At 60.2% G+C, this 21,003-nt stretch carries 20 protein-coding genes and 2 pseudogenes; 14 read left to right on the forward strand and 8 right to left on the reverse strand.

What is annotated here, in order from left to right; genetic code table 11:
* Window positions 1-99 precede the first annotated feature (99 nt).
* Window positions 100-2,145, forward strand: coding sequence for a GLUG motif-containing protein (locus tag LUA85_RS05405; RefSeq protein ID WP_231467606.1), 2,046 nt, complete (start codon window positions 100-102; stop codon window positions 2,143-2,145).
* Here the strand turns inward: LUA85_RS05405 and LUA85_RS05410 are convergent.
* Entirely contained in the window at window positions 2,134-3,126 is a 993-nt protein-coding gene (locus LUA85_RS05410) for an IS481 family transposase (protein WP_231467547.1), read from the reverse strand. The two genes, LUA85_RS05405 and LUA85_RS05410, sit on opposite strands and share 12 nt — an antisense overlap.
* 74 nt (window positions 3,127-3,200) lie before the next feature.
* Here LUA85_RS05410 and LUA85_RS05415 point away from each other — a divergent pair.
* Window positions 3,201-4,534: pseudogene (locus LUA85_RS05415) on the forward strand (MFS transporter).
* Here the strand turns inward: LUA85_RS05415 and LUA85_RS05420 are convergent.
* From LUA85_RS05420 to LUA85_RS05450, 7 genes and pseudogenes are all read right to left on the reverse strand, one after another.
* Window positions 4,531-5,001 (reverse strand): chromate resistance protein ChrB domain-containing protein, encoded by a 471-nt coding sequence (locus LUA85_RS05420; RefSeq protein ID WP_231467607.1) that lies wholly within the window; start codon window positions 4,999-5,001, stop codon window positions 4,531-4,533. The pseudogene LUA85_RS05415 and the gene LUA85_RS05420 sit on opposite strands and share 4 nt — an antisense overlap.
* Before the next feature lie 4 nt (window positions 5,002-5,005).
* A complete protein-coding gene (locus tag LUA85_RS05425) occupies window positions 5,006-5,752 on the reverse strand; it encodes a superoxide dismutase (protein WP_231467609.1) in 747 nt (248 codons plus the stop codon).
* Between the two features lie 16 nt (window positions 5,753-5,768).
* Window positions 5,769-7,060 (reverse strand): annotated as a pseudogene (gene chrA / locus LUA85_RS05430) (chromate efflux transporter).
* A gap of 820 nt (window positions 7,061-7,880) precedes the next feature.
* Complete coding sequence (locus tag LUA85_RS05435; protein ID WP_231467611.1) at window positions 7,881-9,428, reverse strand: recombinase family protein; 1,548 nt, start codon at window positions 9,426-9,428, stop codon at window positions 7,881-7,883.
* On the reverse strand, window positions 9,425-9,724 hold the full coding sequence (locus LUA85_RS05440) for a hypothetical protein (protein WP_231467613.1): 300 nt from the start codon (window positions 9,722-9,724) through the stop codon (window positions 9,425-9,427). Before LUA85_RS05440 ends, LUA85_RS05435 begins: the two co-directional genes overlap by 4 nt.
* A 253-nt stretch (window positions 9,725-9,977) precedes the next feature.
* Entirely contained in the window at window positions 9,978-10,361 is a 384-nt protein-coding gene (locus LUA85_RS05445; protein WP_231467615.1) for a hypothetical protein, read from the reverse strand.
* The gene (locus LUA85_RS05450; RefSeq protein ID WP_231467617.1) at window positions 10,358-10,801 is read right to left on the reverse strand and encodes a TraM recognition domain-containing protein; all 444 of its coding nucleotides are present in this window, start codon (window positions 10,799-10,801) and stop codon (window positions 10,358-10,360) included. Before LUA85_RS05450 ends, LUA85_RS05445 begins: the two co-directional genes overlap by 4 nt.
* A gap of 60 nt (window positions 10,802-10,861) precedes the next feature.
* Between LUA85_RS05450 and LUA85_RS05455 the strand changes: the two genes are divergently transcribed.
* From LUA85_RS05455 to LUA85_RS21680, 12 genes are all read left to right on the forward strand, one after another.
* Window positions 10,862-12,225 (forward strand): IS3 family transposase gene (locus LUA85_RS05455; RefSeq protein WP_371823651.1). Its coding sequence is split into 2 segments (ribosomal slippage): window positions 10,862-11,210 and window positions 11,210-12,225, totalling 1,365 coding nucleotides; the frame shifts between segments, so codons are not numbered across the junction.
* 183 nt (window positions 12,226-12,408) lie between these two features.
* Window positions 12,409-12,831 carry a hypothetical protein gene (locus tag LUA85_RS05460; RefSeq protein ID WP_231467619.1) on the forward strand — a complete coding sequence of 141 codons (423 nt, stop codon included), beginning with the start codon at window positions 12,409-12,411 and terminating at the stop codon, window positions 12,829-12,831.
* A gap of 276 nt (window positions 12,832-13,107) precedes the next feature.
* Entirely contained in the window at window positions 13,108-14,208 is a 1,101-nt protein-coding gene (locus LUA85_RS05465; protein ID WP_231467621.1) for a hypothetical protein, read from the forward strand.
* Window positions 14,209-14,929: 721 nt separating this feature from the next.
* Window positions 14,930-16,177, forward strand: a complete 1,248-nt coding sequence (locus tag LUA85_RS05470; protein WP_231467623.1) for a site-specific integrase — start codon at window positions 14,930-14,932, stop codon at window positions 16,175-16,177.
* Between the two features lie 99 nt (window positions 16,178-16,276).
* Window positions 16,277-16,741, forward strand: coding sequence for a hypothetical protein (locus tag LUA85_RS05475; RefSeq protein WP_231467625.1), 465 nt, complete (start codon window positions 16,277-16,279; stop codon window positions 16,739-16,741).
* A gap of 121 nt (window positions 16,742-16,862) precedes the next feature.
* The gene (locus LUA85_RS05480) at window positions 16,863-17,546 is read left to right on the forward strand and encodes a hypothetical protein (RefSeq protein ID WP_231467627.1); all 684 of its coding nucleotides are present in this window, start codon (window positions 16,863-16,865) and stop codon (window positions 17,544-17,546) included.
* Window positions 17,547-17,640: 94 nt separating this feature from the next.
* Entirely contained in the window at window positions 17,641-17,829 is a 189-nt protein-coding gene (locus LUA85_RS05485; RefSeq protein WP_231467629.1) for a helix-turn-helix domain-containing protein, read from the forward strand.
* A gap of 3 nt (window positions 17,830-17,832) precedes the next feature.
* Window positions 17,833-18,021 carry a hypothetical protein gene (locus tag LUA85_RS05490; protein WP_231467632.1) on the forward strand — a complete coding sequence of 63 codons (189 nt, stop codon included), beginning with the start codon at window positions 17,833-17,835 and terminating at the stop codon, window positions 18,019-18,021.
* Window positions 18,014-18,325, forward strand: coding sequence for a hypothetical protein (locus tag LUA85_RS05495; protein ID WP_231467634.1), 312 nt, complete (start codon window positions 18,014-18,016; stop codon window positions 18,323-18,325). Before LUA85_RS05490 ends, LUA85_RS05495 begins: the two co-directional genes overlap by 8 nt.
* Window positions 18,322-19,260 (forward strand): toprim domain-containing protein, encoded by a 939-nt coding sequence (locus LUA85_RS05500; protein WP_231467636.1) that lies wholly within the window; start codon window positions 18,322-18,324, stop codon window positions 19,258-19,260. Before LUA85_RS05495 ends, LUA85_RS05500 begins: the two co-directional genes overlap by 4 nt.
* Window positions 19,253-20,563, forward strand: a complete 1,311-nt coding sequence (locus LUA85_RS05505) for an AAA family ATPase (RefSeq protein ID WP_231467638.1) — start codon at window positions 19,253-19,255, stop codon at window positions 20,561-20,563. The genes LUA85_RS05500 and LUA85_RS05505 overlap by 8 nt, the downstream gene beginning before the upstream one ends.
* A 206-nt stretch (window positions 20,564-20,769) precedes the next feature.
* Window positions 20,770-21,003 (forward strand): HGGxSTG domain-containing protein, encoded by a 234-nt coding sequence (locus LUA85_RS21680; RefSeq protein ID WP_371823652.1) that lies wholly within the window; start codon window positions 20,770-20,772, stop codon window positions 21,001-21,003.

Genomic DNA, 21,003 nt, shown 5'->3' on the forward strand with positions numbered 1-21,003 from the left:
TTTGGGTGAACTTTGACTGACGCCTCTGTTTCTTGATACCTCAAGGCTTACGCCACACTCAACCTGATCGCGGACAACACCGGCACAGGCATCGGCACGGTGGCGTTCGGTGCGGGGATCACTGCGGCGCTCGGCGGTACCGGCACCGTCGCCAAGGTTTTTTACAACCCGACCACGTTCGGCACCGCGACCAGCTACGGCGGCAACGTTACCGCCGGAAAGCTGACTGCCTACCAGCTGGTCAACACTGCCGCCAAGCTGCAGGCGATCAACAATTTTCTCTCGGGCAACTTCGCGATCAGCCGCGACATCAATGCCTCGACCATCGTCAACTTCGTCCCGCTCGGCACCAATGGCGCGGGTACGGTCGCCAATGGTGGCAACGGGTTCACTGGCTCGTTCGACGGGCTGGGGAGCACTATCGACAAGCTTTCGATAAGTCGCGGAACCTCGAATTACGTGGGATTGTTCGGGGTGGTCGGCGGCGGCGCGCAGACCACGATCGAGAACCTGACGTTGACCAACGCAAAGCTGACCGGGGCGAGCTACATCGGCGGGCTGATCGGGGCGAACTACAACACCGCGACCGGCGGAGCGGGTGCGACGATCCGCAATGTGTCGGTAAGCGGGGCCGTCATCGGTCGAGCCCTCTCGACTTTCGTCGGCGATCGTATCGGTGGCCTGATCGGCTACAACCGCGGAGCGGCAATCACCGAAACCACGGCGCAAGTCACGATCGTAGCTGGCCCCGGCGCCGAGATCGGTGGTCTTGTCGGTGCCAACGAGGGTGGATCGATCGCCCAGTCGCGCGCATCGGGTAATGTCAGCGCGGCGGTGATCGGCGGCTATGTCGCCACAGGTGTCGGCGGGCTGGTAGGTTCGCAGGTGGACGCGTCGATCACTGATTCCTTTACCTCCCGAAATGTTACGACCGGCGGCGTCCAGGGCAACAACATCGGCGGCCTCGTCGGTTCGTTCGGATGCAGCTTGGCCTGCGGATCCGCAATTGTGAATTCTTGGACAAGCGGCGCGGTTTCGGTAGGTAACAAGAGCAGGAATGTTGACGGCCTGGCGGGTTCCCTGAACGGGACCGCCGGTATCGATCAATCCTACGCAACTGGCACGGTGACGTCGGGCACTGGCAGCGACGCCGTTGGCGGCCTGGTGGGTCTGAGCAACGCAACGGGTGTGACCAACAGCCGCACGACTGGCACGGTTACCGGCGGCACCAACAGCACCAGTGTCGGCGGCCTTGTGGGATCAGCCGTGCAGACGTCGCTGCTACATGATTACGCAGACGGGGTCGTCTATGGCGGGTTGGAATCCAAGTACGTCGGCGGCCTAATCGGCACTTCACAGGCCAGCACGCTCGACGATGTTCACGCATCTGGCTCGGTGAGCGGCAGTTCCTATGTCGGCGGGCTGGTTGGCTGGTCCCGCGAGGGTAACATCGCCAACATTCATGCTGACGGCAATGTGACTCAGATCGGCAATATGGGATCCAGCTACTACAATCCGTACCGTTACCTGGGCGGACTGGTGGGCGCGAATGAGTCGGTGCTGTATAGCGTCTATGCGTCAGGGAATGTGTCTGGCTTAGCAACGGACAATGGCGGGGGTTTGGTAGGGTATAACAACGGCTTGATCACCGGTTCATACGCAACCGGCAATGTGTTTCTGGCAAATGATGCTGGCGTAGCGGGCGGTCTCGTAGGTTGGAATGTCGGCGGAACGATCATGGTGTCGTTCGCTACCGGAAACGTCACCGCCAATCGGAAGGTTGGTGGGCTGGTTGGAGAAGTTTCCGGGGGCACGGTCTTCGAGGCTTGGGCGAGCGGCGCGGTCAGCGGGTTCAATGGCGTCAGCGCTAACCTGCGGTCTGGTGCCTACATTGGCGGTTTGATCGGAGCCAGCGGTGGCGATGTTTCCAACTCCTATGCTATCGGGACCGTCACCGGCGTGAGCCATGTAGGCGGCTTTATCGGCAGCGCCTCGGGCAGCAATAGAAACCTCGAGATGATTGGCGTCTATGCCGTCGGCGCTGTGACCGGCGTGAATGGCTCCACCTACGTCGGCGGGCTGATCGGTTCAGCCAATAAGGCCACTATCGTGGGCAACGCCGACGGTGCGGTTTTAGATGTTTGATCCCGGAGTTTGATGGTGCGGATCTGACGTGAACCGCTGGGGCTCTTTTGTCCAGCATTTGCAGATGAACTCATAGGGTGTGAGGCCCTTGAGCGTCTTGAGCCGCTTGGCGAAGTTGTAGGCAGCCACGAAGTTGGCGAGGTGTTCGCGCAACTGATCGTGGGTCTCGTAGTAGAAGCGTTTGACGGTTGCTTCCTTGATTGTCCGGTTCATCCGTTCGACCTGGCCGTTGGTCCACGGATGCCTGGGCTTGGTTGTCCGGTGGTCGATGTCGTTCCTGGCGCAGGCGTATTCGAAGGCATGCGCCCGGAAAGGCTCACCGTTGGCCATGGCTTCCCTGATCAGCGGGACGGCTGATCCGCCAGCGCCCGGCGTGGTGAACTGGATGCCGTTGTCGGTCAGCACCGTGTGGATATTGTACGGTACCGCTTCGATCAGCCGGAGCAGGAAGTCGCGCGACGTTGCGGTTCTGGAGTTCTCGTGCAACTCGACGAAGGCGAACTTGCTGGTCCGGTCGATTGCCACAAACATGTAGAGCTTGCCCTGTTCGGTGCGCACCTCGGCCATATCGATGTGGAAGTAGCCGATGGGGTAAGAGATGAACTTGCTGCGCTTGGGCTTGTCACCCTCCACCTCAGGCAGGCGCGAGATGTCGTGGCGCTGCAAGCAGCGGTGCAGCGACGATCTGGTCAAATGCGGTATCGTCGCCTGCAAGGCATAAAGGCAATCGTCGAGCGGCAGCAGTGTGTGCCTGCGGAAAGCGACGATGATTGCTTCTTCCGCGATGCTCAGCACCGTCGAATGGGCATCCTTGGGGCCGGGCCGCACATCGGTTGTGCTATTCCGACTCCGCCACTTGGCAACCGTCTTGGGGTTGATCCCGTGACGCTTGGCCAGCGTCCTCAGGCTCTCTTGACTATTTTGTATTGCTCGACGGATTGCCGCTGTCGTGCTGGCGCTCCCGTGAAGAACTTGTCCCATAGTGCATCCTTCCATTCTTGCATGGATAATGCACCATCAAACTCCGGGACCAAACATCTAGGAGAGTCCGCGCCATGATCTCGGTCCTCGCCAATAGCACTTACCGTCACCTGCTCGCGGCGCAGGTGATCGCCCTTGTCGGCACGGGTCTCGCCACAGTTGCGTTGGGCCTGCTCGCCTACGACATCGCGGGCGCGGATGCGGGCGCAGTGCTGGGCACCGCGCTGGCGATCAAGATGCTGGCCTATATCGGCATCGGTCCGGTGGTCGGCGCGTTTGCCGATCGCATGCCGCGGCGGGCCTTTCTGGTAGCGATGGACCTGGTGCGCGCCGGAGTTGCGCTGTTCCTGCCCTTTGTCACTGAAGTGTGGCAGGTTTATATCCTCGTGTTCCTGCTGCAATCGGCTTCGGCGGCCTTCACCCCGACGTTTCAAGCAACGATCCCTGACGTGTTGCCCGATGAAGCCGACTATACCCGCGCACTTTCGCTCTCGCGAATGGGCTACGATCTCGAAAGCCTGCTCAGCCCGGCGCTGGCCGCACCGCTGCTCGGTGTGATCGGCTTCCATTGGCTGTTCGCGGGAACGGCGGTGGGCTTCATAGGATCGGCACTGCTCGTCGTCTCGGTCGTTCTGCCTCGCACCACGGCGCAGCCGCGAACCGGTGGGATTTACGATCGCACCACGCGGGGTATGCGCATTTACCTCAAGACCCCGCGCCTGCGCGGTCTACTTGCGGTCAATCTCGCGGCGGCGGCGGCCAGTGCGATGGTCATCGTCAATACCGTCGTCCTCGTCCGGCAGAACTTCGGCATGGGCAGCGCGAAGTGGCGCTGACGCTGGCAGCCTATGGCGGCGGATCGATGCTCGCGGCGCTGTTGCTGCCGCGACTGCTCGATCGCCTTGCAGCGCGAACGGTCATGGTGACCGGAGCTTTGGTGATGACGCTGACGCTTCTTGCGCTGGGCGCAACCTCGGGCACTCTGCTCCCCAGCTATTGGCCGAGTTTGCTATCTGGCTGGTTCGTCCTTGGCATCGCCTATGCCGCGAGCATCACGCCTTCGGGCCTGCTGCTGAGGCGCTCCGCGCACCCGCAGGCTCGCCCCGCCGTTTTCGCCGCGCAGTTCGCGCTCAGCCATGTCTGCTGGCTTATAGCCTATCCGCTAGCCGGGCAGGTCGGTGCCGGGGTGGGGCAGCAGGCAGCATTTCTGGCGCTGGCCGGGCTGGCCGCACTCGGTGCTGCGCGCGCCTTGATCTTCTGGCCTGCAAGCGATCCTGCTTTAGTCGAACATGACCACCCGGACCTGCCTGCCGGGCACGAACATTTCAAAGAACACTCCAATGGTGGCTCGCCGTCGAGCCACTCACATGAATATGTGATTGACGACCTCCACGCCCGATGGCGCTAGGGTTGCGACCCGGCATTCAGAGCCGGTGGCCAATTGTGGCTCTCCGCCTGACATGACCTACACCAGGCGTAGAGCGCGTCGTACATCACCATGCCATGCTCGAGCATTTCGTGATCGTCCGCAAAATTGGCGGAAAGCCGGAGCGACAGGGCGAACAGGCCCGCAGATTGCGGAGTGAGATCGAGCCGCGAGGTATCGGCACCGCGCACGATTTCGGCGAGTTGAAGCAAGGCAGGATCGGTCAGATCGTACTTCTCAAGGAAGGCGTCGAAGCTGCATTTCTCGCCGACATGACTGAACTCGACGCCGGGGATGTCGTAAGGAATTCCACCCTCGGCCTCAGCGACTTCGACGACCTTGTTGGCGGGAACATAGAGGAACTGGGCCTCCGGTTCGATGAAGCGCTGAATCAGCCAGGGGCAGGCGATCCGGTCGATCTTGGGGCGTTCGCGCGTGATCCACTTCATGGCCTCAGCTCCGCGTGCCGGTGCCAGCGCGATAGCGCGCATCGACGACCGCCCAGTCGAGGTTGCGCATGAAGGCATCGATATATTTTGCAGCGGCGGCGCCGTAATCCATGTGGAAGGCGTGCTCATACATGTCGAGGACCAGCAGCGGCGTGCCGGCGACCGGTCCGTTGGTGTGATCCCATGCCCAGTAGTTGTGCAGCGAGCGGGTGTGCTGGTTGTATGCCAGCACGCACCAGCCAGAACCGCCGGCCAGCGCCATCGCCGTGCGGCGGAATTCGCCTTCCCATGCTTCGAACGAACCGTGGCTCGCGGCGAGCGCATCGCGGATGGCGCCCGCCGCCTGCCCGTTGCCGCCCAACTGCTCGAAATAGAGTTCGTGTAGGATCACCGAGCCAGTGCGGTGCAGTTCCTCGCGCTTCAATCCGCCATAGACCACTGGCGGCAAGTCCTTGTCCGTCATCGCGGCGGCAAGGCGGCCTTCGATCATGTTAAGCGTCTTGACCGAGCCTTGGTAGTTGTTCTCCCAGTGCGAGCGGATAAGCTTTTCGGACAGGCCGACGAGCTTGGTCGGGTCGAAATGCAGCGGCTTGACGGCGTGGCCGCCGGCAAAGGCGGGTGCGGGCGTGGTCATGGGAGAGCCTCCAGCTGCGGGAGTGGGAGTAGCCGCCGAGGCGGCGGCGGGCGCGGCGGCGGCCGCCACGCCAAGCGCGATGCTGCCGATGGCGTTGCGGCGGGAAATGTCGTTCATGGGATGAGACTCCTTTTCAAGCGATCTGTCCTAGGATGAGCCCGCCCGCCGCGCTGAGCGCGAGGACGCGGATGACGTTCCACTTGCGGCGAAAAATGAAGAAGGCCGATGCCGCCCCGAGCAGCGCCGCCCGCCAGTCGAAACTCGTAAGATCGGGTGCGGACACGGCCAGCGGGCCGAGATTCAACGGGGCAACCCGCGTGAACAGCACATGGAGCGCGAACCACAGGCTGAGATTGGCGATCACGCCGACGATCGCGGCGGTCACCGCCGCCAGACCGCCCTTGAGCTTGTGCGCGTGTTCCAGCCGTTCGATCCATGGCGCGAGCGCGAAGATCCAGAGAAAACACGGCACGAACGTGACCCAGGTGGTGAGAACGGCACCGGCGCGCGGAAGGCGGCGAGGTAGCCGACAAACTGGGTTACCATGATCAGCGGGCCGGGTGTCGTCTCGGCCAGCCCGAGCCCATCCGCCATCTCGCCCGCGCTCAACCAACCGAAGCCTTGAACGGCCTGCTGCGCCATATAGGCCAGAACCGCATAGGCTCCGCCAAAAGTGACCACGGCCAGTTTGGAGAAAAATGCGCCAATCTGCCACAGGACATGGTCCGGGCCGAGCAACGCGAACACCGCTACCATTGGTGCGGCCCACACTATCGCGCCGGCGAGAACCGCCTTGATGCTAGCGCCCCATGGGCGCGGGGCGAGCATGGGGGCCTTGTCCATTGACTTGAGCGCCAGCAGGTCAGGCCGCGTCGCAGCGACGATCGTGCCGACCAGACCTGCTCCCAACACGACCAGCGGAAACGGCAGGTTGAGCAGGAACAGGGCGGCAAAGGCGGCCAGCGCGATGCCTTTCTTGAACGGCGTGTTGAGCGCACGGCCCGCAACCCTGATCAGAGCCTGGACCACGATCGCCAGAACGGCCGCCTTGATGCCGAGGAACAATGCAGCAAACCAGGTCAGGTGCGCGGCATAGCCATAGAGGATCGACAGCGCGAGAATCACCAGCGCACCGGGAATCACGAAAAGCAGTCCGGCCGCCAATCCCCCTTTGAACCCATGCAGCTTCCATCCGATCCAGATCGCCAGTTGCTGCGCCTCGGGACCAGGGAGCAAATGGCAGAAGTTGAGCGCGTGGAGATATTGTTCCTCGCTGACCCACTGCCTCTCCTCCACAAGTTTGCGGTGCATGAGGGCAATCTGACCGACCGGACCGCCAAAGCTCAGGCAGCCGATCCTCGCCGAAACACGCACAAGTTCGGAAAAACTGGGGCTGGTGTCTGAAATGAAACTAACGCGCGTCATTGGCCTAGTTACGCCTTTCCGTCCGCCAAAATGCGGACAACTGAAAGGCAACGCTTGGGCTGACGCCTGACCGGGAGGTTGCTTCGCCCCGATACCAACTATCTAGCCCAAGTCGTTCGGTTCAGGCAATCACCTCAATTGCGCGATCAATAAGAGGGTTCCAGTCGACAATGCGGCGGGAGCCGAACAGGTGCTTCCATTGCAGGCCCCACTTCAGGTAACTCCCGGAACTACGAGATTGGCCGGCACGCCGGAGCGGAGTTGGCCGCAATGCAGCGCGGGCGCGCAGATCGCAGGCAGCAACAGCAAAATGAGGACCGTGGAGGTCGTCAGACCGCCGATCGCAATGGTCGCCGGTCTCCTTCCGGCCAGGGGGCTAAGAACGGGTGGCGGTAAATGTGGCTGGCAAGGACCAAGAGCATCGCTCTCGAGAATGGCGATTCGGCCTGCCCGATGTGCCCAATGCAAGCCTAGGAGGCAGTGAAACTCCAGACTTCAATCAATGCGGTAGGAAAATCCGGGTCGATGCCCCATTGGGAGCTGCTACCAAGAGAGCTACCTAGCGGTTCTCGAATGGGCAGAGCCTTCGTAGATCGCTCCGACAACATCTTGTAAAATAGTGAGAATTTGGTGGACGCACAGGGCTCGAACCTAGGACCCGCTGATTAAGAGACAGATCGCAATCTTATGAATAGTTAATGGCACAGCCTCGCATTGAAGCGCCTCGTCAGAGACAATGCGGATGCGTCCAATTTTTTGGGGGCAGAGCAGGGGGCATACTTGGCAAATTTCGTCCAAGTATGCCAGTATTTACAAGGCTCTACGAGACATATTCGAATCCCACCCTCTCCGCCATCACTGTTTCTCGGTCAGAGATTTGCCCCAACACCTTGAACGGCAAGGAAATTTCAGGGGTTCGAACACCCTCATTCCAGTCATATTCCAGATGAGAGCCTAACGTCAGTTTCAGCACTATACGCTTGTCATCGAGTGTGCCATTTTCCCATAGTTTATAAGGGTTTCCGACGAATTCGAGAGCGGTTCGAAAAGTTTCGTCGAAGCCCTTCGCGACCGTGCCACAGCGCGCGGTTTTTTCAGCGAGGACGAGCTTCTGTCGTTCCAGTTCATCGACCTTGCGTTCAAACGCGCCTATGACAGTCGCGCTTTCTGACTCGACGATGCGATCCAGAAACTGCGCGACCTTCTTCTCAATCGCTGCAATCTCCAGCTTCATTGCCGTGCGCGATTCTTTGGCCTTCGACTGAGCCTCGTCCCAGCGTTTGCGGAACAGCTTTTCCATCAAAGTGAACAGTTCATGACTCGGCACGAGGTTGCGCAGCAGGCCCTCATATGCGCCTTCGACGACGCCCCGCTTCACGGACTTGCCGAATTTCTCGCAACCGCGATGGCGGCAGACGTAATAGGGATATGTGGCGTTGCGACCCTTCGTCCAGTTCGCCGTCATGGCGTGGCCGCAGCATCCACAGGCGACAAAACCTCGAAGCGGGAAATCTGCATTGATATCGTTGCGCACAGGCGCGAACGGCTTTCCGTTCAGCCGCTCCTGATTGTGCTGGAACGTCTCAAGCGAAATCACGCCTTCATGATGCGCCTTGCGCAGCGACACATTCCAGACCTTGCTTTCGACGTAACCTGCATAGATCGGGCGGGTCAGAATGCGATTTACCTGCTCGTTGGTCAGAAAGCCGTGACGGCAAAGCGGAAACTCTGCGTGAGCCTCAAAGAAGCGTTTCACTTCCGCCTGTGATCCGAAGCGACCGCTGGCATAACCCTCAAGTCCCTCACGAATGATCGAGGCAACAGGCTCGTCGCGGACGAGAACACTGCCCCCACCGGGACTGCGCTGGTATCGATAGCCAATAGGCGGATTGAAGACCCAGTAGCCATTCAGCATGCGAGAACGCATACGGTTTTTGGCCTGTTCACCATTTTTCTGACGCTGGTGCTGCGCCACACTTGCGAGCAGATGCTCCACAAGGATGCTGTCTGAATCCTCAGCGAATTCTATGGAAGGTGACTCCAGCGACCCACCCGCCCCTGCAATCTTGGCCCGCAATTCCAGATGGGGCTTAATCCCACGTGCGAGACGGCTGATATCGTCGATGATAACGACAATATTGTCCTTCCGGTTTTTCCTCAGAAAAGCGAGCATGGCGAGCATCCCCGGACGATCTAACAGCGCCCCGGATTTGTCGTCGGTGAAGACGCGAACAACCTCATGACCGCGATATCCTGCGTATTCACGACAGCGCGTTTCCTGCGACTCTAGACCGTTGCCGTCACGCGCCTGCTTCTTCGTGCTGACGCGGCAGTACGCTACGGCCTTCTGGTTGGTTGTTCGTGTCATGGCGCTACCTGCCTTATCGGTCCTTCATCGCGTCTTGCGCTCTCGCCATCGATAGGCACAGCCGCATTTTCTGTTGAGGTCCGAAGATTAGCATGGGACGAATCCCCATTGAAAGCATAGTTTGCACGTGACGACAGGGAAATTTGCACCGGATTTAGGCCATGCGCCTGCTCAACAAATGAAATGACAATACTGTCTATGAGACGGATAAGATCGTCCTGACAGTCATCAGGAATCCCGAGTACCGCAATGTCTTTGCGCAATTCGTTGAGTTCTTCCTGCGACAGCATTTTCATCAAACTATCCCTGCCGCTTATGCGGCGCTCAATGAGCAATGAGAGAGTCCGATCTACGAATTTACCGTCTGTCAGCCGGGGGATTAACCCTGTCCTGCTCCACTTATCTATCGCGAAGCCACAGGCGAAGGTGCTGAGCATCGCATGAAGGCGTATCGCCTCCATTCGCCTGCAACAGCGATGATGCTCAACTTTCCCCCTACCATAATTGTAACCTAAACCGTTCTGATTATGCAACTTTATGGCTGTTTGGCTATCGTTCAAGTCCGTTCCGGACTTCCCGGTTGCCGCCGCGCTGCATGTTGACAGCGGCACGTTCAACCCGCGCCAACCTGTTGGCCTGGCGCTGCCTTACAAGATAATCCGCCGCACGCATGAGATGCGATTTGCGGTCATCGCCCATGCCGTTCGGACGATAGTCCATGCGCTCGCCATCACGGGCAAGCAGCACGCCATATTGGCGGTTGGTCCATAACTGCCTGTGCTTCTCGAAATGCGCTTCCGCACGACTGACAACTGCATCGCGTTTGGCGGATATCTCCGCCGCACGTTCCGGACTGCTCCTGCTCGTCTCAGCCGGAGCCGCGCTCGCCGAGGCAAAGCGCGGACTGATCGCCGATGCTGCTGCGTCGCTCACTGACTCACGCCTTTATGCAGATCGCGTACATCGCGGAGCTGATCCTTCCACGGGTCCACTTCATAAAAGGGCACGCGGTCGCAAACGATGAGGTGAGGCAATCCCGTCGCACGGATAATCTGGCGACCGGGGCCGATAGCGCGGATATCTTCGCTCTGAAGGACCGCACGGCGCGCTTCACCGAGATTTGCACCTGCTGATTCAATCATGCCGCCGCTTCGGTTGACGCCGTGCATGAGAACTGTGCGATTACCGCTCCACTTCTCGATGTCGGCCATGAGGCTGGGGTCTTCGACCGCGCTCGTGTTGAATATCGCAGCCATATCCTCAAACTCCTTCACGGCTTCGTGCGACCACCGCTCTTCCAGCGAATAGCGTCCCTGACTGAAGAACCAGAGCTGAAGTCCTTTGCCGCTGTTCCCCGTCAGCACCAATGGCACAGATTTGAGGTTGTGATTTAAGGAGTGTTGGGGCTTCGTCGTAGTGACGAAGGAACGAAGATGAAGCCCCAACACTCCTTAAAAAAATCGCCGATGAAGGCCCCTGCCGAGCGGGTGGTGAAGGACATCCGGCGGCAGACCCGTCGGCACTTCTCGGCCGAAGACAAGATCAGGATCGTGCTGGATGGCCTGCGCGGCGAGGACAGCATTGCCGAGCTGTGCCGCAAGGAAGGCATCGCCCAAAGCCTGTATTACACCTGGTCGAAGGAGTTCATGGAAGCGGGCAAGCGTCGCCTGGCTGGCGACACTGCCCGTGCCGCAACCACCGGCGAGGTGCAGGACCTGCGCCGCGAAGCCCGTGCCCTGAAGGAATGCGTTGCCGACCTGACGCTCGAAAACCGTCTGCTCAAAAAAAGTATGATCGCGGATGGGGGCGACGACGAATGAGGTATCCAGCATCGGAGAAGCTCGAGATCATCCGGATCGTCGAGCAATCGCACCTACCAGCCAAGCACACGTTGGACGAGCTCGGCATTGCCCGTCGGACCTTCTACCGCTGGTACGACCGGTTCCTCGAAGGCGGCCCGGAGGCGCTGGAGGATCGGCCATCGACACCGAGCCGGGTGTGGAACCGGATCCCGCCTGACATCCATGATCAGATCATCGAGCTGGCGCTGGGGCAGTCCGAGCTAAGCCCCCGGGAACTGGCGGTGCGTTTTACCGATGAGAGGCGCTACTTCGTGTCGGAAGCCACGGTTTACCGTCTGTTGAAGGCCCACGATCTGATCACCAGCCCGGCCTATGTCGTGATCAAGGCCGCCGATCAGTTCCACACCAAGACCACGCGGGTAAACGAGATGTGGCAGACTGATTTTACCTACTTCAAGATCATCGGGTGGGGCTGGATGTACCTGTCGACCGTGCTCGACGACTTCTCGCGCTACATTATCGCCTGGAAACTGTGCACCAACATGCGCGCCGAGGATGTGACCGACACGCTCGACCTGGCCCTTGGCGCATCGGGCTGCGACAGCGCCACGGTGCTGCACAAGCCCAGGCTGTTGTCGGATAATGGCCCCAGCTACATCGCCGGCGAATTGGCTGAATACATTGAGGCCCGGAAGATGAGCCACGTGCGCGGTGCCCCGATGCACCCGCAAACCCAGGGCAAGATCGAGCGCTGGCACCAAACCCTGAAAAACCGCATCCTGCTGGAAAACTACTTTTTGCCCGGCGACCTCGAAGCCCAAATCGAGGCCTTCGTCGAGTACTACAACCACCAGCGTTACCACGAGAGCCTGAACAACGTGACGCCCGCCGATGCCTACTTCGGCAGGGCTCCAGCCATCATCAAACAGCGCGAAAGGATCAAGCGACAGACCATCGAACATCGGCGCTTGCAACACCGCAAGCTCGCCGCCTAACATCAACCCCCAGACGAGGTCCGCACTCCGCTAATTTACGCCGCGAGTTGTGCCGAATGTTCTGACGACGGACAAGACCAGCGGCACGAACTGCTCTGTGACTGGTGGCCGGACAAAAAGCGCGAGATCATCGAACGGCTCGACACGGATCTGGAACACGCCAAGGAGCACCTGGCCTATCAGGTGCAGCGCCTCGAAGCCGAAGCGAAAAAGAAGTTGGCCGAAGAAATGCAACACACTGAGAAAGCAGCCTATTTGACCACTCTCGCGGGTGCGGCACCTCAGGTGCCGTCACAGACTGAGATGGCCGAGGCGGTGGAACGCGGCATCAAGCGGGCGCTGGAAGAGCGGGACCAGATGCAGGCATCTGCAGGCAAGGAGCGCAAGTCGATGGGGCTACAGTTTCTCTTGTGCTTTTTCTTTGGTCCGCTGGGATTGTTCTATTCCAACGTCGCCGCTGCCATCGGTCTGATATTGGGCGCCGTGCTTACCTTGCTGATCCTGCGCGGCGCCGCACCGCTGGTATGGTTGATTATCTGGCTAACCTCGATCGGTTTTGGTCTAAGCTCGGTTGAGAAGCACAACAAGTCTATCAAACATAATTGATACCGATGCGCCGTCTACAATCAAAGTCATTATAAGAGGATAAGCTGGGATTTTGTTTTTGGCGCAAATGGTTCAAATTTTCAACTCCGATGCGGAACGCAAAGCAAACTACCGTCTCTCAAATTCCGGCTCATTCGGTTAGAAGCAGTTCGATTAGCTCGATTTCCTCGGCGAATTTGAAAGGTAACTGGCCGCGCTCAGCAATCGGGGAAGGGCGTGGCACGGAAGAGGGCATCATCGCCACCCGTCAAGCAGAACAGTAAGGAAAGAGTCAAAATGCCCTTCGATCGCAAAGCGGACGGGACGATCGCTATGAGGTTGTTATCGGAAGAGCGGGCGGTCGTCTCTAGGGTGCTGCATGTATTGTGCCGCGAGTTCAACAAGATTGATCCGCTCCTCTTTGCACCGAGCAGGGAGGAAGTCGAAGCACTACATGACCTCATTCAGGCCGTAGTTCCGGAGGAAGAGACTGTGCTGTCGGCAGAGCGCTACATGCTCCTGCTCGGCGCGATTTCTTACGCGGACGATACCTTTGGCGAAGACTATGGAAGCAAGCCCATGAGCATCCGGGGAATGCGCTGGGAATTTGAAAGATTTCGGCGTCGACCGCGAGCTGTCCTGCATCGTGATGGCGTGGGGTCACGCCACCCCTTTCACGACGAGCTGTTTCTGGATGGAGATGGCATCGAGCTGACCTCGGTCTATTTTCAGCGCGTACTTGATGACCAAGGTGGGCACGATAGCCTCAGCCAGTTTCCCCCAGGCCGCTATTTCTATAAGGTTTTTCTCCATTTCAGTGACGCGCAAGGCAACCCTGGTCGCATTTTTTGCTGGTGCGAATTCACCACCACCGCAACCGTAATAGGGGTCGGCGAGCTCGACGTATATGCCCTGAGCGCCACACTCGATCTCTTGCGCGATGCTGTCGTACCCGCATTCGGATGGCTCGAATTGCTTTGGAACCACGGGAGCGACGCGATCAATGAGCTACATGGATGGAATGTGGAAGAAGCTCGCAGAGCGGTCGAGGCCCTTTATTTTGATGAATTCGATTTCGACTGGGGATATTGCCACAGGCGACATCAACGCGAGTTGAATGGCAGGATAGCTGCGTGGCAGTCGTTGACGGCTGTGTACTACCACGGCCGTAATGAGATATGGGGGACCGCGTCCGCTGCACTGACATTTTCCCCAGAGACCACGTCGGCCGAGCGTGATTTTGCAACTTACCAACGCTGCAAGCAGGTGTTTCAGGTTGCGGGTGGGCTTTCGCTTGAGGTGCTTGTTGCCAAAGTCGTCGAGGAGCCCGTCAAGTTAAACAACGTCGAGTTCGACCTCGAAGACTATGAGATAGAATTCCAGGGTCCGGATCTGTAATTGCAGATCGTTCGTCGCTGCGTTCCCCATCGGGACACTGCCCTCGGATCAGCTTTGACACCTCACCGCTGGCAAACAGTTTCTATCCTACCTCACGCCTGGAACAGAGTGCCATCGCGCAGCATGGCATGGATGATGGGCGATACGGCGGATTTGAGCGGCCCGCCTTTGAAGCCCCGCGTGGCTGATCGGCTGGACCCGTGCCGCACCGCTCTATGAAAGCTATGTCCGTCACGCCAAGACTTATGGCTCCAACCGGCCCGATAAGCGGCTCGCTAAGGAAGAACTGGCGACCGAAACCGCTTGGGGCAAAATGATGGGGTCGCTCTTCGGCAAGAAGCGTCGTCGGGCACTCCAACGCCGCGTGAAGCGGTTAGGCGATCCTAACGGCGCAAACTTACACTGCACTTACACGGCCGAAAACGAGACCCAATAGGCGCTAGCAGCGCCCCGCAGGAGTGCTGTATTAAGTTTTTGTTTTTAAAGGGTTTTGGCGGAGACGGAGTCCGCCTAACTAGCGTCCAGCCGCATTCGCATGCCGCCATAATAACGGCTAAAATAGGGGGATTTAGTGAAGTCCCGCCCCTTTTCCCGTCCGAATGCGTCCCGTTGCGTTCCCATAAAACCGCGCTATTATAGGGGAACGGTTATGGGAACGCTCTGCTCTTGGGGCCATGGGGGCTCCACTTAGGCAGGTTCGGTTCCCGGACAGGGAGCCATAATGCCCAAGAAGCTCAGCAACGCGCTCACCCCCTTGGCGGTGAAGAATGCAAAGCCCGGTCGCCATGCCGATGGTGGCGGGCTGCATTTGCTGGTGAAGGAAAGCGGTGCCCGGTCATGGGTCTATCGCTTCATGCTCAGCGGTAAGTCGCGCGACATTGGCCTTGGCACGGCTGGCCCGGACGGCATTTCCCTTGCCGATGCCCGCGACGCCCGCGACGCGCTGCGCCTCAAGGTGAAAGCCGGGATTGATCCCCTTGAGGAACGCCAGCGGGAGGCCGCTGAGGCCCTTGCGACGGCTCAGGCGGCACAAGTCGCCGGAATAACATTCAAGGCCGTGGCAGAAACCTACATCGGCGCGAATGAGGGAAGCTGGCGCAATGACAAGCACCGGCAGCAATGGAAGAACACGCTGGCCACCTATGTCTATCCGGTGATCGGGGAATTGCCCGTTGCCGAGGTTGGCACGGCCCACGTTCTGCAAATTCTTGAGCCGATCTGGAAAGCCAAGGCCGAAACTGCCAGCCGTGTGCGAGGCCGCATGGAAACGATCCTCGATGCCGCCAAGGCGCGCGGATACCGCGACGGCGAAAACCCGGCCCGGTGGCGCGGCCATATCGCGCAAATTTTGCCTGTCCGGTCCCGCCTCACGCGCGGCCATCACAAGGCCATGCCCTATGAGGCGATCCCGGCATTCGTCGGTGCGCTGCACAAGCGGGAGGCCGTCGCGGCGCTGGCGCTGGAATTTACGATCCTGACTGCTGCCCGCACCGGGGAAGTGATCGGCGGGAAGTGGGATGAGGTCGATTTGGAAAAGGCAATCTGGACGATCCCTGCCAGCCGCATGAAGGCGGGCAAGGAACATCGCGTTCCCCTGTCGCCGCGCGCCGTGGAGATTTTGAAGTCCACGCAAGGGCTGCGCAAGGAATGGCTGTTCCCGGCGACCAAGGGCGGGAGCATGTCGGGCATGGCCATGTCGATGCTGCTTCGCCGAATGAAAGTTGACGTGACCGTGCACGGATTCCGTTCGGGCTTCCGCGACTGGTCCGCCGAATGCACCGGCTATGCCCATGAGGTTGCGGAAATGGCCTTGGCGCACACTATCGAGAACAAGGTTGAGCGAGCCTATCGGCGCGGTGATCTGTTCGACAAACGGCGGCGGCTTATGGACGATTGGGCCACCTATTGCGTCACGATCCCGGCGGCTGGCGCCAACGTGACGCCCATTCGCAAGGCCGAGGCCGGATAGAGTTTCACCGGGCATTCGGCCCGATGGAAGCGGGCCAGCAAAGGGATGGTCCCCCGATGCTGGCCCTAACCACAACCCGACTGCAAAGGAGTCGAGATAATGGCTAGCATTCCCATAGGCCGAGAGGCCCAGCCCGTCACCCTGCCGGGCACGATACCGCCCATGCCAGCCGTGGCGCGCATCCTGTCACGGTATGATCGCGGTAAGCTGGCGGCATTCGTGACCGTGGCAATTGACCTGCTCGACGTGCTGGACGGTGATTCCGACCGGGAGGGCGAATGCAGCGAGGATGAGGTTTCGCGCTGCACCGACATAGGACGTCCCGTGCCCAGCGATGAGCCAGGATGCGACATTGCCGACACTGGCGAGAATGCTTGGATCGAATGGCACACCATGCGCGGAAGCCAGAAACGCTGGCCGAACATCACGCAACCGCATGAGGATGCCGAGGACGACGATCCAGCCGGGCAATATGATGAGGATTGCTGGACCGGCCCGCCAATGCCCGACCGTGGCGCTGGCTGTCCAATCAGCGATCCGGGGGAATATGAGGATGGTTTTTGAGTGCGGCTGGCAAGCAGCCCAATGACGCCATAGACTGCGGGCGGGGATAGGCTGGCCAGCCGATAAGCGCGCATCCCACGTGCTTCCCCGCCTTACCTTGGGAACCGCTAGGGAGGCGGGAATGGTTGAACCATATATCAGCGATCAGTGGCATGATGCCCCCGAGGGATACCGCTTCTCCCTTACGGGCATCGACGAAGCATTATGGATGCCACTTTCCGAAGCAATCTCGCTTTTGAATGCCCTACCTCGCCCAACTGTCATGCCTTTGCGCGAGTTTTTCGCGTGGCGTTGTTCGCAGGGTCTTATCTCTGCCAAGGCCGGTCGGCTTATTCAGACTTTCGGCGACCAATCAGGATCGATCGAATACCGACAAATGCCCATAACTGTGGAGTGGGCATCGCCATATTGGACCGCCAGCCACGGGGAACATTGGACCACAAACGCCGCTCGAATCGTGACGAACGGGCCTGCCAGTCGCCAGATAAACCAGTATCTGGAAATTGCCGTTGACCGCGAGGGAGTGGACTTATTTCGGGCGTTGATCCTTGCCCAGAACGCGACCCAGCCAACGCATGGCGGGGGGACTGTGCCTCCAAATCGCAAGCTTAATCACGCTGAAATTATCGGGCAGGCCGCGTCCATGCGTGCCGCTCTGCCGGATATATCGAAAGGATCGGCGGCAGCCTCAATCGTGGCTGATTTGCCGCCTAATCCGAAGTCCGGCAAGCCGAGGGATACGCGGCACATTGAACGCATGATCGCGCATCTATGGGAGGGGGGACTTTCGCAATCCCCCCGATAAGCCGCATTCCCCCAGTCCAAGGCTAGCCAAATCCGGCCTAATTGGTCCCCCACCAAGTGAAGGCATCCCGCCTCCGCAAAGTGGGACCGAAGAAATGCAATCCATCAAGCACGATCCCCCGAAGATCGGTTACAGCATTCGGGAAGCCTGCCATGCGTCCAGCCTTGGGCGGACGACGCTCTACAATCACATTTCGGCTGGTCGCCTTCGCGCCGTTCGCGTCGGTGGCAGGACGATCATTCCGGCAGAGGCGTTGCACGCGCTGATCGCGGGGGAGGCTTGAGCCATGCCCCAGAAAAGCGAAACCCGCGCGGGTAAGGCGCGGGCATCGCGGAATAGCTGTGGCGGCTGGTTCCGTGATCCTCTTACCCCTCTCGACGTGCAGGCGCAATTCCTTGTCACCATGCACAATGTCCGGCCCGAACTGGCGGCGATGATTGCGGCTATCGCATTCGGAGGGCACGGCCATGGCTGATCGCTACCCCGACGATCCCGGCACGAAAGGCCCGGACGGCACCAGCCAGGACGCTGCCGACGCCATTGCGCCTAGCGTTCCTCACCTTCGCCGCGTCGCCATGCTGGCGCTAAACCGGCTGGGAGAAGCAACCCCGCTTGAAGCCGTGGCGGTCGCTGGCATTGCCCGCGAAGCACTCCAGCCCCGTTTTAGCGAGTTGCGGACCACGGGCCTTGTCGAACCGACCGGCGAGCGTCGGCGCAACCCGTCCGGCAAGTATGCGGCGGTGCTTCGCCTCACCGAACAAGGGAGGGCAGCACTATGATTGACCTTCGCGTCATCGCCGTGCGCTACGGCGGCAAGGTTATGGGCAGGGAATGCCTTATACCGACGCCCGGCCATTCCAGCCGCGACCGAGGAACGGCAATTCGGCTGGCACCGGGCGCACCGGATGGCCTGCTAGTGACCTGTTTCAATGGTGGGCGGCTGGAGGCTCTGGCGGTGAAAGATATGCTTCGCCGGGATGGCATCCTACCCGCCGATGACGGCAAGCGCCGGGCACTGACAGCGGCAGAGCGGCACTCGATCCGGCAAGCCGAACTGGCCCGGCAACGGGAGCGGCTGGCGCTGGAGGAAATGGCGGCATCCGGTGCGGCGGCCTTGTGGAGCAATGCCAGCCGGGCGGACAAGGCGCACCCCTATCTTGTTCGCAAGGCGCTTGAGCCGTTCGGGATTCGGCAGTCGGGCACTGCCTTGCTGGTGCCGATGGTGGATGCTGACTTTCGTCTGTGGAATGTCCAGCGCATCCGGCCCGATGGCTTCAAGCTGTTCCTCAGGGATGGCCGCACCGCTGGCCTGTTCTGGCCCCATGGCGTGCACATGCTGGACGGCAGGCCGTCCGATGGCCCGCTTGTGATCGGGGAGGGCTTTGCCACGATGGCAGCTGTTCACATGGCAACCGGCCATGGCATCGCCGCTGCTATGTCGGCGCGCAACCTTGAAACCGTCGCCCGCGCTATGCGCAAGTTGTTCCCCGCCCGCAAAATTATCATCGCGGCGGACGATGACAGCCACCTGCCTGAAAATCTTGGCCAGAATGCCGCAAGGAAGGCCGCACAGGCGATTGGTGCCCATGTAGCGACCCCAAGGCCGGAAACGCGCGCAGGGGACTCAGGGGCCGATTTTGCGGACATTCCCCGCGATCAGGTTGCAGCGCGCATCGATCAAGCCCGGTCGGGCAAGGCGGCTTCTCATGGCTGATTGTTGGGATGACCTTTGGGAGCAAGATCAGTCCGCGCCGATGGATATGGCTGCCATTCACCCCGGCGAAGCGGCGGCGCGAATCCATGCCCACGACGCATTGCGCGCCACGCCCTATCGCTGGCCCGATCCAGCATCTCTGCCCACGCGGCAATGGCTGCTTGGGCACTGGCTGCTGAGGGGAGAGGTTACGGCGATCATCGCACCGGGCGGCACCGGCAAGAGCACAATCAGCGGCACGATGGCGCTTTGCCTCGCCAGCGGCAGACCGCTCTTGGGCAAGCCTCTACCCCGTGGCCCGCAAGCGGTGTGGATCTTCAACCTTGAGGATGGCACCGACGAACTGGAGCGGCAAATGGCCGCTGCCTGCGCGTTCCATGACATTGGCCCCGAGGATTGCGGGGACCGGCTGCACCTCGATAGCGGGCTGGTCCAGCCGCTATGCACGGCCATTGAAGATCGGGACGGCTTCGCGTTGGCAGAGGAAGTATTTGCCCAGCTCGCAGCGACGATCACGGAGCGGCAAATTTCTGCGGTGGTTGTTGACCCTTTCGTGTCCAGCCATGCCGTGCAGGAAAACAGCAACGGAGCAATCGACGCCATCACCAAGCGGTGGAAGCGGCTGGCTCAGGAAACAGGCTGCGCAGTCGTCCTTGTGCACCACACCAAGAAGCTCGGCGGGCGCGAGGTAACGGCAGAGGACGGGCGCGGTGCGGTCGCATTACGCGATGCTGCCCGCGTCGTGCTTCCGCTCAATGCCATGGGCGAAAAGGATGCCGAGGAGCTTGGCATTACCGATCCCGCCTTGCGCCGCACGCTGGTGCGTATCGACGAAGGCAAGGTCAGCCGTGCGCCTGCCGGTGCTGCCACATGGATCAAGCTGGAAAGCCAAAGCCTCGACAATGGCAGTGGATTAGAGCCGTCCGATTTTGTCGGTGTCGCCACGCTCTGGGAAAAGCCGGACGTGTTCCATGGCCTGACAACCTGGCACCTCTACATGGTCCAGCAAGGGCTTGCGGATGGTGACTGGCGCGAGAGTGTGCAGGCCAAGGATTGGGTTGGCCATCTGGTCGCCAAGGTGGCTGGCTTGTCCGCCGAAACCGACAAGGGGCGCATCAAGGCAATCCTGCGGACGTGGCGCAAGAATGGGGCACTGGCGGTTGAACGCCGGACGGAGAATGGCCGTGACGTTCCCTTTGTGATCGCCGGAAAGCCGGTTGACCCCGGCGAGATTGGCACCCGTCCGCACCTTCAAACGTGTGGTGCGGAAAGTGCGGAAAGTGCGGACGATGACCCGTGCTGAACCCCGTCCGCACCACCCGCACCTCTCTATAGGAGAGTGCGGTGGTGGTGTGGTGCGGGTGAAGGCTGGTGAGGGTGTGAAAATGGAATTTCAATGGTGCGGGAAAAATGGGGGAGCGGCTGGCTATGGTGGCTGAGGAAGCACGGCGTTTGCTCTGGCGGCATTGGTGCGAGAATGGCGGGCCAATCCCAGCCGAATGCGTTGGCATGGAATGTGGCGCAACCACTAGGGCAGGCACGCCCTGCAAGCGCCGGGACATATACCGTAGCGGGCGCTGCAAGCTGCATGGCGGTCTGAGCACCGGGCCGCGAACTGCCAAAGGCAAGCGGCGATCAGCGCGCAATGGAAAACGCACAACAACGGGCAAACCCCATGAGCGGATGCAGAATGCTGATGATTTAGGAAAATCTGGCGGCGCTACCGTGCGCCGGGGAGACTGA

This window comes from Novosphingobium sp. CECT 9465, assembly GCF_920987055.1.
GTDB lineage: Bacteria > Pseudomonadota > Alphaproteobacteria > Sphingomonadales > Sphingomonadaceae > Novosphingobium.

Bases quoted from the DNA above. Each gene is read 5' to 3' on its own strand.
- LUA85_RS05500 (WP_231467636.1), top strand. From the start codon at position 18,322: ATGATTGACCTTCGCGTCATCGCCGTGCGCTACGGCGGCAAGGTTATG.
- LUA85_RS05475 (WP_231467625.1), top strand. From the start codon at position 16,277: ATGGCTAGCATTCCCATAGGCCGAGAGGCCCAGCCCGTCACCCTGCCG.
- LUA85_RS05485 (WP_231467629.1), top strand. From the start codon at position 17,641: ATGCAATCCATCAAGCACGATCCCCCGAAGATCGGTTACAGCATTCGG.
- LUA85_RS05410 (WP_231467547.1), bottom strand. From the start codon at position 3,126: ATGGGACAAGTTCTTCACGGGAGCGCCAGCACGACAGCGGCAATCCGT.
- LUA85_RS05435 (WP_231467611.1), bottom strand. From the start codon at position 9,428: ATGACACGAACAACCAACCAGAAGGCCGTAGCGTACTGCCGCGTCAGC.
- LUA85_RS05490 (WP_231467632.1), top strand. From the start codon at position 17,833: ATGCCCCAGAAAAGCGAAACCCGCGCGGGTAAGGCGCGGGCATCGCGG.
- LUA85_RS05425 (WP_231467609.1), bottom strand. From the start codon at position 5,752: ATGAACGACATTTCCCGCCGCAACGCCATCGGCAGCATCGCGCTTGGC.
- LUA85_RS05440 (WP_231467613.1), bottom strand. From the start codon at position 9,724: ATGAAAATGCTGTCGCAGGAAGAACTCAACGAATTGCGCAAAGACATT.
- LUA85_RS05420 (WP_231467607.1), bottom strand. From the start codon at position 5,001: ATGAAGTGGATCACGCGCGAACGCCCCAAGATCGACCGGATCGCCTGC.
- LUA85_RS05465 (WP_231467621.1), top strand. From the start codon at position 13,108: ATGCCCTTCGATCGCAAAGCGGACGGGACGATCGCTATGAGGTTGTTA.
- LUA85_RS05480 (WP_231467627.1), top strand. From the start codon at position 16,863: ATGGTTGAACCATATATCAGCGATCAGTGGCATGATGCCCCCGAGGGA.
- LUA85_RS21680 (WP_371823652.1), top strand. From the start codon at position 20,770: ATGGAATGTGGCGCAACCACTAGGGCAGGCACGCCCTGCAAGCGCCGG.
- LUA85_RS05470 (WP_231467623.1), top strand. From the start codon at position 14,930: ATGCCCAAGAAGCTCAGCAACGCGCTCACCCCCTTGGCGGTGAAGAAT.
- LUA85_RS05505 (WP_231467638.1), top strand. From the start codon at position 19,253: ATGGCTGATTGTTGGGATGACCTTTGGGAGCAAGATCAGTCCGCGCCG.
- LUA85_RS05495 (WP_231467634.1), top strand. From the start codon at position 18,014: ATGGCTGATCGCTACCCCGACGATCCCGGCACGAAAGGCCCGGACGGC.